We start from the raw sequence: 13,656 nt of genomic DNA on the forward strand, positions 1-13,656 counted from the left end.
TGCATCTAAGTATTATTTATCCAATTCGTTTTCAATCAGATTAACCGATACCAGAGTGGATACCCCTTTTTCCTGCATTGTAATACCATATAGAATATCTGCGGCCGCCATGGTACCCCTTCGATGAGTAATTATTAAAAACTGCGTATCCTTAGATAATTTATGAAGATATTTTGCATATCTGTTAACATTGGAATCATCCAAAGCAGCCTCAATCTCATCCAGGAGACAGAAGGGTGAAGGCTTCAAGTTCTGAATAGCAAACAACAAGGAAATAGCAGTAAGAGCCTTTTCACCACCGGAAAGCTGCATCATATTCTGAAGCTTTTTCCCCGGGGGTTGAGCATTGATCTTAATTCCTGCCTCCAGAATGTCCTCCTCCTCGGTTAATTCAAGATCTGCCTTACCTCCGCCAAATAATTCTTTGAACACAAGATCAAATTGCTCATTAATGGCTTTGAATTTCTCTTGGAACTGAAGCCGCATCTCCGTATCTAATTCATGAATTATTTGAAGCAGAGTTTCTTCGGCATTCTTTAAATCCTCTTTTTGAGTATTTAAGAAATCATACCGCTCGGAAAGGTTTTTATAATCCTCAATCGCATTAACATTGACATCACCAAGCTCTTTTATCTTCCCTTTTATTTCAGCGATCTGTTTCTTGACCTGTGCAAGGCTGATCTCTGGATCAATTGGATATTCTAGTGCCGTGGTATAAGTTAATTCATATTCCTCCCACATATAACTCATCTGTATATCAGATTGTTCGATTAGTTTCTCTCTTTGACCAGTCAAACGATAACATTCCTTGTCGAGCTCATTCATTCTGGTAGAAAGCTCTTCCCGTTTTGTAAAGAAGTTCTTGTGAATACTAGTAATACGTTCTCGCTCCAAAGTTTTTTCTTTAATTTGAGCTTCCAGTTCAATAATTGCTTCCTGATATTCATTAATTTTAGAACTTATCTGTGAAATCATCTGGTTCTTTTCTTCCACAATCTGGTGTGCTTTCTGAATATCTGATTTTAATGTTGCTTCTTCCTCATATAATCTCTCAATTTCGCGTTTTACACGCTTCACATTTTCCAAAATGAACTGGCTGTTCTGTTCAAAGGAGGATAACTGTAGCTTTAGGTCCGCTGCTTTTTCATTGGCTGCTTGCTCCTTTTTGCGTTCCTCCTCTAGAAGCTTAGTCAGCATTTCAATTTGAGATTCTTTTTCTTTGTTTAAGAGTGTATTTTGCGAAAGAGATTCGTTCAATTTCGCCAGGTTGTCCTTGAGATCTCTCGCCTGTAGCTCAATTTCCTGTAATTCTTTCGTATATTCCAGATATATTTCTTCTGCCTCAGCTTTTTTGGTATATTCACGGTCCAAATTCATTTTTGCCGTGTTTTGCTCCAGATATTTTTCCTGCAGAATTTGCTTAATTTCATCAAGCTTCTGACGTAAGGAGATTCTATTCTCCTTCACTTCCTCTTTGCTTCGTAGCAGTTCCTTAGTCTGTTTTTCTAAGGAAGCTACAAACGCCTCCATCTCTTCAATTTCACGACGTCTACCCAGTAGATTACTTGAGTTCTTATATGCACCACCGGAAATGGATCCTCCAGGAGTTAGTAATTCTCCTTCCAGAGTCACTATACGAAGACTGTAATGATATTTTTTCGCTATGGATGTAGCATGATCCATATCATCCACTACAATAATTCTACCAAGAAGATGGTCAATTAATGCATGAAATTTCGGTTCAGTATCTACAAGCTTACTTGCAATACCAAGTATGCCAGCTTCTTTTAATACCTTATCATTCTGCAAACCAGAACCGGATGAAATATTAGTCAATGGCAGAAAGGTCGCTCTGCCAAATTTGTTTTGCTTTAAATAATTAATCAGGTTCTTTGCTGTGGTTTCATCTTCCGTAACAATATTCTGAATGGTTCCGCCCAGAGCCGTCTCAATTGCTGTTTCATAGGCCTTATCAACCTTTATGATGTCAGCCACAACCCCAATAATACCAGGCATCTGAGTCTTTTTTTCCATAACCTTTTTAATACTGTTTCCATATCCCTCATATCGTTCTGTTAAGTTCATTAAGGATTCCAGACGGGATTTTTCTCCCAGATAACGGGATTGTAACTCATTATATTTCGTATTAATCTGATCAAGCTGAGTTTGTGTATCGGCAATTGCCTGCTCGATTGAACCGCTTTCCTGAGTATAACCCGTAATAAGCTCAGAAATCTGCTGAAGCTTTTCCTTATATACCTCTATGGTCTCAAGATAAAGACTCTCTTCACTTTTATTCTTTAAGATCCGTTGATTAAGTTCCGCTTTTCTTATGTTATTCTGTTCCAGCATCGTCTCGTAGCGCTGAATATTACTTTTAATCCCGGAATTAATATTTAAATGGTTAAAGATATTATTATTGCAGTCCTCAATTTCTCTTGTATACTGTCCAATATTTTCTTTGATTTGCTCTAATTCTTCAAGGGCAGCACTAAGGACATCATCCATTTCAGCTATTTTTGCATCAATGGCTGACTTTTCACTTAAATATTTGGCTTCCTCATCTTTCTTTGCGGAGATTTCACTATGATGTGCTTCAATGCGATTTTGTATGTATTCATCATTTTGCTGAACAGATAGAATTTGCTCATTAAGAACCTTAATTTCTCCTTCTGCCTTTTCCTTGGACAGCTTTAATTCATTATAACTATTCCTATCTGCTTCAATTGCTGTATCACAATCTTCTAATTGATGTTCCAGACGAAGATATTCTTCCTTTGTATTCTCATACTCTAGCTTTGTCTGTTCAAAATCCGAAGAAGCAATCTTCAGCTTTTCTTCCACCTGTTCCTTGGAAAGCCGTATTTTATCATATTCCTTTAGAAACTGATTTACTTCCAGGCTTTTTAATTCTTCTTTTAATTTCAAATAAACCTTAGCTGTCGCAGATTGTTTCTCCAGCGGTGCCAATTGATGTTCAATCTCTTTAATAATATCTGTTACTCGGGACAAATTAAGCTTTTCTTCTTCCAGATTCTTTTCAGCGGCATATTTTCGTCGTTTGAACTTTACAATTCCGGCAGCTTCATCAAATAATTCTCGTCGATCTTCTGGTTTTCCGCTTAGTATTTTATCAATCTGTCCTTGACCGATTATGGAATACCCTTCCTTACCAATACCAGTATCCATAAACAGTTCATTAACATCCTTTAATCGACATGATGTTCCATTAATCAAATATTCACTTTCACCGGACCGATATACTCTTCTGGCAATTGTAACCTCGTCAAACTCAATCGGTAATTTATGATCGGAATTATCCAAAGTAATGGCAACATATGCATAACCAAGGGGTTTTCTCGCCTGGGTTCCAGCAAAAATAACATCCTCCATTTTCGAACCTCTTAGCTGCTTAGCACTTTGTTCACCCAATACCCATCGTACAGCATCAGCAACATTACTTTTTCCACTTCCGTTTGGCCCTACAATACCGGTTATTCCATCATGGAATTCCAATATGATCTTATTTGCAAAAGATTTAAAGCCGTGTATTTCAATACTTTTTAAATACATTCATAGTCTCCCATCTATTTCCTACTGTATTCTACTGGTTTTACGCGATTTTAATTCTTCTGAAGTTTTTGAATCGCCTGATTTGCTGCTTCCTGTTCTGCAGCCTTCTTCGTACGACCGGATCCACGACCAATCTCTTCGTTACCGATGCACACTGCAATGGTAAAAATTTTATTATGATCCGGTCCAGTTTCCGAAATTAGATTGTATCGGAGCTTTTGCTTGTTATTCTCATTCTGAATAATTTCCTGTAAGATAGTCTTGCTATCGAAAAAGAGATCTTTATTCTTCACATCTTCTAATATAAACTGTGTAATAAACTCTTTTGCATTAGTAAAACCACCATCTAAATAGATTGCTCCAATTACTGCTTCAAAAGCATCGGAAAGGATAGAATCACGGTCTCGGCCACCAGAATTAGCTTCTCCTTTACCCAGTAATAAATACTCTCCCAAGTGAAAATCCCTAGCACAGGCTGATAAAGTCTGCTCACAGACAATGCTTGCACGTAGCTTCGTCAGGTCACCTTCTGACAAATCAGGATATTCCTTATATACATATTCGCTGGTTACAAGCTCCAATACTGCGTCTCCTAGAAATTCTAGGCGTTCATTATTCTTATCCTTGCTTAATCGCATCTCATTGGCATAAGAACTATGTGATAATGCATGAACTAATAAACTGGGATCAGCAAAATGATAGTTCATTTTTTGCTCTAATGCCATAAATTTTTCATTTGATTTTTTTCGCAATTTCATAATGCCTCCATTCTTGTCAAATAATTAAGAAATCCAAGGAATTCCTTAATTATATAAACAAGCCCATGAATAAGTCAAACTTATTCATGGGGCTTATTCTTACCATTAATAAACTTTGTTACCAGGTTTCATGAACAAGATATAAAAGCAAATTAATTCAATGCATTCTTAATTTGCTCAACTGCATCTCCTACAGTTACGATATTCTCTGCGTCTTCATTTGCAATCTCAATATCAAACTCTTCTTCAATACCCATAATAATCTGAAAAAGGTCAAGAGAATCTGCACCTAAATCATCTACAAATGTGGTATCCATAGTAATTTCGTCTTCTTCTACATTTAATACTTCACCTATTATTTTCTGTAATTTTTCAAATTCCATAATCATTCACCCTTCTTTTATGATTTACTCGTTATTTTTTAAGTGTTCCATTATTTTATCATTTATATGTTGCTTGGTAAAGGTAACACATTGTAGGATGGAATTACGTACTTCTGTACTTTTTGCGTTGCCATGTGTCTTTACAACGAGGCCATTTAATCCTAGTAAAGGAGCACCGCCATACTTTGAAGCATCAAAATCCTTCAATGTTTCCTTCAGTGCAGGTTTGCATAGTAATGCACCAAGCTTACTTTTTGTTGTACTCATAAGTCCTGATTTTATTTTATTAATTAATGCTGCTCCTAGGCCTTCATAAAGTTTAAGAATAACATTACCAACAAAAGCTTCGCAAACAATAACATCGGCTCCACCGTAAGGTATCTCTCTAGCTTCTATACTGCCAATAAAATTAATATCTGAACAAGCCTTTAATAACGGAAAGGTTTCCTTCACTAATTGATTGCCTTTTTCCTCTTCAGCTCCAATATTAACGATGGCAACTTTCGGGTTCGGTATACCTAGAACATTTTCCATGTAAATAGAACCCATTTTCGCAAACTGTACTAAATGAGATGCTCTTGCATCCACATTTGCGCCACAATCTACCAGTAAAGATACCCCATTCAAAGTAGGTATCAAAGGCGCTAATGGTGGACGTTCTACTCCTTTAATTCTTCCTACCAGTAGTTGACCGCCTGCGAGAACAGCTCCGGTACTGCCAGCAGATACAAAGGCATCTGCTTCTTTTTGCTTTACTAAATTCAAAGCAACAACTATGGAGGAGTTTTTCTTACGCCGGATTGCAAGTACGGGTGCCTCATTATTGGTAATCACTTCTGGCGCATGTACTACTATTATGCGCTCTTTATCATAAGTATACTTAACTAATTCCTTTTGAATAATGTCTTGATCTCCAGTAAGTATTACTTTGATATCTTTCTCATCCTGTACGGCAAGCACTGCACCCTTAATAATTTCTTCAGGTGCATTATCGCCACCCATTGCATCGACTGCAACCGTTATAGAATTATGCATATTCCCTCCATTCTTGTACAGTTATCTGTACATTATGAAAGCTTTATATTCGTGATAGTTCAGTCTTAGCATATTCAGAAACACGATTGATAGCTAAATCTACTAAACAATATACTCGATATTATACTAAAAATCAACCATATTTTAAAATTTAATATGGAGTAATATTACAGTATAGAAAAGGCCGGATAAATCAAGGGATAGAAGTATTAGAAGGAGTGAATACAAATATAAAACAGGGATTAGAATTGCCTTAATTCTAATCCCTGTGGTTACATTCGCATTTACACACGAAATTATACTTTTTTATAAAAGAAAGAACGAAAATTCGTAAATCCAATCTGCTGTGCCTGTATAATTTGCTCCGTACTGCCTACGAACAATAAAGCATCTTTCTTTAGAGCTTTATGAAAATTCATATAGATCTTATTTTTAGCATCATCTGTAAAATAGATCAAGACATTACGACAAACAATTAGATCACAATTAGATGGATAAGGATCCTTTAATAAATCATGCTGATTGAATTCTACGCAGGATTTAACCGTATCAGAAATCTGATATGTTCTGTCATTAATTTTCGTAAAATACTTACTTATAAATTCATCCGGTAACGACTTTAAGCTTTTTACATGATAAAGACCGACTTTTGCTTTCTCCATAACGGTCTTATCAATGTCTGTAGCATATATCTTAATTCTACTTAATGGTAAGTATTTCGATAAAAGCATTACTAGTGAATAAGGTTCATCTCCTGTGGAACATGCAGCACTCCATATTTTTAAATCCCTGCCAAAATGATCCATCAGATAAGGTAACACATCATTCTCTAACAATTTCCATTGTTCCGGATTTCGATAAAATTCCGATACGTTAATCGTAATATAATTAATAAATTCATCGTATGCAACCTTATCCGACTTTAATTTCAAGATATACTCTGAATAAGAAGGAATGCCATGTTTCGTAATTAAAGCCTCAATACGACGTTTCATCTGGCGTTCCTTATAAGAATTCAAGTCTATCTTTGTCATGTCATATATGGATTGAATAAACGCCTCATAACTACCCAGCAAGACAAATCTCCTTTATCATAAGTTTTTAATTGATTTATTCTGCAGTTTCCTCATTTACTTCAGCTGAAGCAGATTCCTCTTCTTTCTCTGGTGCTTCTAAAGCTTTGATGCTTAAGCTGATCTTCTTCTCTTCCTTATTGAATTCAACTACCTTTGCAGTAATCTCCTGACCAATCTTTAATGAATCGGAAGGCTTCTCAACATGTTCTTTGGAGATTTGAGAAACATGAAGAAGTGCATCAATACCAGGCTCAAGCTCAACGAATGCGCCGAAATCAGTCATTCTTGCTACAGTACCAATGACTACATTACCAACAGCATATTTAGATTCTGCGTTTATCCAAGGATTTTCATCCTCGAATTTTAAGCTCAGAGCAATCTTTTCTCCCTGAATATCTTTAATGAAGGCTTTCACGGTTTCACCAACCTTAAATACCTTCTTCGGATTTTCTACTCTACCCCAGGACATCTCAGAAATATGAAGAAGTCCATCTGCACCACCAAGATCAATAAATGCACCAAAATCAGTGATATTCTTAACAGTACCTTCTACCGTCATTCCAACTTTAATTTTCTCAAATAATTCCTTCTTAAGTACTTCTTTTTTCGCAACGATTAATTGCTTACGGTCACCAATGATACGTCTCTTCTTTGGATTGAATTCGGTAATAACAAATTCAATCTTCTCGCCATTATATTTAGAAAGATCTTTCTCATAGGTGTCGGAGATAAGACTTGCAGGAATAAAGACTCTCGCTTCGTCAATAATCACACTTAAGCCGCCATTGAGTACAGCAGCTACTGTAGCTGACAATACTTCATGCTTTTCAAAGGCTTCTTCCAATCTTTTATTTCCTTTTTCTGCAGCCAGTCTTTTATAGGTTAAAGCCACCTGACCTTCACCATCATTTACTTTTAACACCTTGGCCTGCATTACGTCACCAACATTGACAACAGTACGCAAATCAAGATTGGGTGTATTGGTATATTCATTTCTTGTAATGATACCTTCCGACTTGTAGCCTATATTTAAGATGATTTCATCATCCTTAACACCCAAGACAATTCCTTCTACAACATCGCCGTTGTTTATTTTTACTACCTTTTCTTCTTCCAATAATTGTTCAAAACTTTTTTCCGACATTACGGTATGAACCTCCTTGATAATATTGTTTGGGGTCGATGCCCCTGCTGTAATACCTACGTTTCGATAAGATTTAAACTCATTTAAATCCAGGTCTTTAAGTTGCTGTATATAGTAAGTATTTTCACATTCTTTTTTGCAAATATCATAAAGCTTTCTCGTATTCGAGCTCTGCTTTCCACCAATAACAATCATCGCATCTGATTGTTTTGCCAGTTGATAAGCCTCTGTCTGCCTCTCTTCTGTGGCATTGCAAATTGTATTTAAAACAAATATATCATAACCCTTTTTTGATATAATTTCAACTAAATCTTGAAATTTCTTGTAATTAAATGTCGTCTGGGAAACAATACATATTTTTTCATCTTGAGGAAGGTTGAGTGCCTTTGCTTCCTCTTCATTTTCAATTACAGTATAGGAAGTACCATCCTGTGAAATGGTTTGACACCAGCCAATTATTCCTTGAACTTCTGGGTGTGATTGATTTCCAATAATAATGATATGTTGACCACTACCACTTTTTTCGCTGACTGCCCTGTGTATTTTCTTTACATACGGACAAGTTGCATCAATGATTTTATGTCCATAAGAAGAAAGCTTTTCCTGTAATTCTTTCGATACACCATGGGAACGTATAATTATTGTTCCCGCTGGTAATGTTTTTAATTCTTCCGGATCTTCAATCACTTTAACACCTTTGTTTGCCAGATCGGAAACTACTTCTTCATTATGAATAATTGGTCCATAAGTGTATACTTTTGATCCATTCTGAACTTCATTATATACTAAATCGACTGCCCTTTTTACACCAAAACAAAAACCAGCTGTTTTTGCAACATTTATATTCAATAATATCAGCATCCTTAATTACTAATTTTCTTATTATATAAATCAATGACTGTATTAACCACCTCGTCAATAGACATGTGGGAGGTATCTAAAAGTACTGCATCCTCTGCCTGCTTAAGTGGTGCAAATTCTCTTGTCATATCCCTGTGGTCACGCTCTATAATATCCTTTTCAATTTCATTTATATCAGACTCAATACCTTTTTCCTTGAGTTCGGCCCATCTTCTACGAGCACGTTCTTTGGAACTTGCCGTCATATATATTTTTAAATCTGCATTTGGCAGAACAAAAGTCCCAATTTCTCTTCCATCCATAACAACATTTGCCGATTTCGCTAACTTTTGCTGTAGTTCAACAAGCTTAAGTCTAACTGTCTTGTGTACGGAGGAGGCACTGGCCATATTTCCAACTTCTTCTGTCCGTATTAAACCATTTACGTTTTCTCCGTTTAACAATACCAGCTGCTCACCATCTTTATATTCAATGATTACATCTACATTCTGACACGCTTTCTCAATGCTTTCCCGATCATTAGCCTGAATATGGTTCCTTAGAAAATATAAAGCCAAAGCTCGATACATAGCTCCGGTATCAACATAAATAAAACCTAATTTTTTAGCGATTTTTTTTGCTATGGTACTTTTTCCGGCTCCAGCTGGTCCATCAATTGCAATATTAAAATAGTTCATTGTTATCCTCCATTTATTGTGGTTATTTTGTATTATTCCAGTGTGATATGTGGAATGCTACTTCCTGCTACATATGCTGTTGACCATGCGATCTGTAGATTATAACCCCCTGTTAGCGCATCCAAGTCCATGACCTCACCGGCAAAGAAAACATTCTTAACCAGCTTACTTTCCATTGTGGAAGGATTTATTTCTTTCACATTAATGCCGCCCTTTGTAATAACTGCCTGATTATAATCGCTTAATTTTGCTATTTGGAAAGTAACATTCTTAAGAAGCTTTACAAGGCGAAGACGTTCTTCTTTTGTAATGGAATTTACTTTCTTTTCCGAATCAATTAGGCTTAGACGAATAATAACATCTATTAGCTTGTTTGGCAATAGGTGGTCCAGGGAATTCTTAAATTGTTTATTCTTAAATTCTTCAAAATCACGCAAGATTCTTATATCCAGCTGTTCCTCCGTAAGAGCCGGTTTTAAGTCTATACTAAGCTGAAGAGATTCCTGCTTTCTCAAATAAGGAATAATATAGCTGCTTGCACTTAAAATTAACGGACCACTGACTCCAAAATGAGTGAACAGCAATTCCCCAAAGTCGCGATAGATTTCTTTCTGATTGGATATTGTGGTTATTCTAATCTCAACATTCTTTAAGGATAACCCCATTAAATCCTTCACATAACTTTCTTTTACGTGGATTGGTACAAGCGAAGGTGACAGTTCTGTAATTGTATGACCCATTGCTTTAGCAAACTCATATCCGTCACCGGTGGAACCTGTCAATGGATATGAAATACCTCCTGTTGCAATAATTACAGCATCTCCATACAATTCCTTACCGCCATCCTTGAGGATAAGGCCATGAAAACTTTCGTCCCTTATTAAAATACGGGCCACCTCACTTTGATAACGTATCTCAACTGATCTGCGCTCTAGCTCGCGGCGTAAGGCTGTGATTACATCCGATGATTTATCAGAGGAAGGAAATACACGGTTTCCACGTTCTGTCTTCAACGGAAGTCCTATACCCTCAAAAAAATCCATAACATCGAAATTATTAAAGGTATGAAATGCCTTATATAGGAATTTGGGATTCGAAACTACCTGCTCAAAGAAAGAATCACGATCACAGGCATTTGTTAGATTGCATCTGCCCTTACCGGTAATATATAGTTTTTTACCGAGCTTTTCATTTTTCTCCAGTAAGGTTACCTTATGTCCGTTTTCGGCGGCTATTATTGCTGCCATCATCCCGGCAGCTCCTCCGCCGACAATTAATACGTTACTCATAGAAATCTCCGATGCTTCGTTAGTTTACTTACTATAAATAAAATCTGTCAAGAATATTCTAACCTTAAATTAAGAATACATGAACATTTTTATCGTGATTGCTTCTATATTTATAATGTTTCATAATATAAAAACTTATAACATGATAACATAAAATCAGGTAATTGTCGAAGTCTTTGAATCGTATCGCAATTACCTGAATTTATCATATGATTTATTTGTTATGAAGTTAATCTCCTAGATATACTTCATTTATTCCTAATTGGATATGACCACTAACGTATTCTTTTCCTTCTACCCGATAAATCACTTTATGATAATCCGTATTATCAATTAAGCTCTGTGCAATCGCATCCAGTATTGCTACCTCGTATCCTGCGCCAACATTATCAAGTGGTGCCTTATCTGATTTAAAGCTTACAATAATAGCATCACTCTCAGTAGTAATACTATCAATACCAACAACGATGGACTGGTCTTCCATGGCTTCAACAACAGTATTTACAATTAATTCCGGAGTGATAGCACTTCCTTCCGGAACTAATGCTGTAATTGGCTGAATGTCACCGCTATCAATATTCACAGTAAATACCGATAATTCTTTATTCGCAGTAGGTTGAATTACAGATGGAGTTGGAGTTGCAACTTTCGTTGGTTCCATGTTTTCCTCATCCATAGCTGTTTCAGCGGATTTTGGAACCGAAGCCACATCCTCTTCATCCTCATGTTCTTCTTCCGGTGTAGGTGTAATGCTTACTTTTGTGGTGTCATTATCTTTCGATGCATCAAAGGTTTCAAATTGAAATATATTGCAAGCCGAAAAAAGGAATATAGGAATTATTAATATGAAACATATTAAGAACAATCTTTTTCTAGATACTCCCATAATAACCTCCTTAGTTGTATAATCAGTATTTTCATTGACTTTACAATAGGCCACAACTGTGTCATTTCTATGTTATTATGAAAAATATTATACAAAATAGTTATTTTAGGGATCTTCTTAACAAATCCAGGGCATATATTACACTTTGATCTCGTACTTTTTGTCGATTTCCTTTAAAATGACACTCCTTTACAGTCACATGTCCTTTTACATTACATGCAATATAAACCAAACCAACTGGCTTATCTTTCGTTCCTCCATCTGGTCCAGCAATACCAGTAATCGCAAGCGCAGCATCCGCTTCTGCCGCCTCTGCAGCTCCGAGAGCCATCTCCTGTGCAGTTTGTGAGCTTACTGCACCGTACTGATCCAGAGTCTCCTTTTTTACTCCAAGGTATTTCATCTTAGCTTCATTGGAATACGTTATAAAGCCCTCCTTTAGAATATCAGATACTCCTGGAATATTGACGATTCTGCCTGTTAGCATCCCTCCTGTACAGGATTCGGCTGTAGTTAATGTATACTTCTTGTCTATCAAGAGATGTGCCACAACCTCTTCCAGCGTTTCTTCCTCAATACTTGTATAGATATTCTCTCCAAAACGCTGATACAATTCATTCACCACCGGTGATAGAAGTTGATGTGCTTCTGCCTCGCAGTCTGCGGCCGCTGTGATACGAAAATGTACTTCACCATTCTTTGCATAAGGAGCTATTGTGGGATTAGATTGCTTTTCAATCAGATCCAATATATCTGTTTCAGCCCTGCTTTCACCAATTCCACAGATTTTAATCATCTTAGATACAAAGGTTTTATTTTGCTTTTTCTTTAAATAAGGAAAAATATGCTGTTCAAACATCGGCTTCATTTCAGCAGGTGGTCCCGGTAAAATAATAATCGACTTATTGTTTATTTCAACTATAGAACCCGGAGCGGTCCCATTATCATTCTTAATCACAATCGAATCTTCAATTTTGAGGGCCTGCTTCCAATTGTTTTCAGTAACAATTGTGTTTTTTTCTCCTTGAAAACGGAACTTAAAATAGTCATCAATCAATCTTTTTGATTCTTCATCCATGACTAGATTTCGTTTTAATACCTTCGCAACAGATTCCTTTGTGATATCATCCTGGGTAGGGCCAAGCCCTCCTGTGAGAATGATAATATCTGATCGATGGAGAGCAGTTTCAATTACCTCACATAATCTTCCTTCATTATCTCCAACTGTAATTTGAAAGTATAAGGAAAAACCTAATTCCGCACACTTCCTTGATAAATACTGGGCATTTGTATTAACGATATTTCCCATCAATAATTCAGTACCCACACTAATTAATTCAACCGTCATAGAACAGCTTCCTTTCATTATGTCATCAAATGTTACTTCAGATGATTTACATTCATCAGGATGAATTAGATAACAGACTGCTTTAATTACTTTGTTTCTTTTAATATGCTTCTGTTTTTATATAGATAATCAACCAAAGAAATCACTGTGAGTGTAACCGATAGGTAAATTGCTACCTGCTCCAGTATATTGATAATTGGATAATCGAGGTTAATGATTAACATTACGCTCATAACCATCTGCACATTGGTTTTTACTTTTCCCCACCAACCTGCAGCAAGTACCACACCATTATCCGATGCAATCAAGCGAAATCCATTTATAATAAAATCCCTCGCTATAATGATAATTACAACCCAGGTAGGAATTGTCCTGAATTCTACGAAGCAGATTAAAGCACAGGATACCAGCAGCTTATCTGCAAGAGGATCCATAAATTTACCAAAATTAGTAACAAGCTTATACTTTCGCGCTATATAACCATCCAACATATCGGATAAAGCAGCAATGATGAAGATTGCTGCAGCAATATAATTTCCGAATGGAATACCGGGTACTAACATAAAGATCAAAAATACCGGTATCATTAACACTCTGAAGATCGTTATTTTGTTTGGTAAATTCAT

General features: G+C 36.3%; 11 protein-coding genes. All 11 read right to left on the minus strand.

Translation table 11 applies throughout. From position 1 onward, the window contains the following. Positions 1 to 12: 12 nt before the first annotated feature. Positions 13 to 3,573, minus strand: a complete 3,561-nt coding sequence (smc, locus tag H0486_RS09130; protein WP_228352709.1) for a chromosome segregation protein SMC — start codon at positions 3,571 to 3,573, stop codon at positions 13 to 15. 50 nt (positions 3,574 to 3,623) lie between these two features. After that, the gene (gene rnc, locus H0486_RS09135) at positions 3,624 to 4,331 is read right to left on the minus strand and encodes a ribonuclease III (RefSeq protein ID WP_228352710.1); all 708 of its coding nucleotides are present in this window, start codon (positions 4,329 to 4,331) and stop codon (positions 3,624 to 3,626) included. 152 nt (positions 4,332 to 4,483) lie between these two features. Beyond that, on the minus strand, positions 4,484 to 4,714 hold the full coding sequence (acpP, locus tag H0486_RS09140) for an acyl carrier protein (protein WP_228352711.1): 231 nt from the start codon (positions 4,712 to 4,714) through the stop codon (positions 4,484 to 4,486). A gap of 24 nt (positions 4,715 to 4,738) precedes the next feature. After that, positions 4,739 to 5,749, minus strand: a complete 1,011-nt coding sequence (plsX, locus tag H0486_RS09145) for a phosphate acyltransferase PlsX (protein ID WP_228352712.1) — start codon at positions 5,747 to 5,749, stop codon at positions 4,739 to 4,741. A 296-nt stretch (positions 5,750 to 6,045) separates the two neighbouring features. Next, positions 6,046 to 6,825, minus strand: a complete 780-nt coding sequence (locus tag H0486_RS09150; RefSeq protein WP_228352713.1) for a CheR family methyltransferase — start codon at positions 6,823 to 6,825, stop codon at positions 6,046 to 6,048. Between the two features lie 34 nt (positions 6,826 to 6,859). Further along, entirely contained in the window at positions 6,860 to 8,830 is a 1,971-nt protein-coding gene (locus tag H0486_RS09155) for a bifunctional 4-hydroxy-3-methylbut-2-enyl diphosphate reductase/30S ribosomal protein S1 (protein WP_267023625.1), read from the minus strand. A 2-nt stretch (positions 8,831 to 8,832) separates the two neighbouring features. Next, a complete protein-coding gene (cmk, locus tag H0486_RS09160; RefSeq protein ID WP_228352714.1) occupies positions 8,833 to 9,507 on the minus strand; it encodes a (d)CMP kinase in 675 nt (224 codons plus the stop codon). Between the two features lie 32 nt (positions 9,508 to 9,539). Further along, entirely contained in the window at positions 9,540 to 10,796 is a 1,257-nt protein-coding gene (locus tag H0486_RS09165) for a BaiN/RdsA family NAD(P)/FAD-dependent oxidoreductase (protein ID WP_228352715.1), read from the minus strand. Positions 10,797 to 11,025: 229 nt separating this feature from the next. After that, a complete protein-coding gene (locus H0486_RS09170) occupies positions 11,026 to 11,682 on the minus strand; it encodes a hypothetical protein (RefSeq protein ID WP_228352716.1) in 657 nt (218 codons plus the stop codon). Positions 11,683 to 11,782: 100 nt separating this feature from the next. Beyond that, positions 11,783 to 13,030, minus strand: coding sequence for a competence/damage-inducible protein A (locus H0486_RS09175; protein WP_228352717.1), 1,248 nt, complete (start codon positions 13,028 to 13,030; stop codon positions 11,783 to 11,785). Between the two features lie 86 nt (positions 13,031 to 13,116). Next, positions 13,117 to 13,656 carry a CDP-diacylglycerol--glycerol-3-phosphate 3-phosphatidyltransferase gene (pgsA, locus tag H0486_RS09180; protein WP_228352718.1) on the minus strand — a complete coding sequence of 180 codons (540 nt, stop codon included), beginning with the start codon at positions 13,654 to 13,656 and terminating at the stop codon, positions 13,117 to 13,119.

It is taken from the genome of Variimorphobacter saccharofermentans, from assembly GCF_014174405.1.
Lineage (GTDB): Bacteria > Bacillota > Clostridia > Lachnospirales > Lachnospiraceae > Mobilitalea > Mobilitalea saccharofermentans.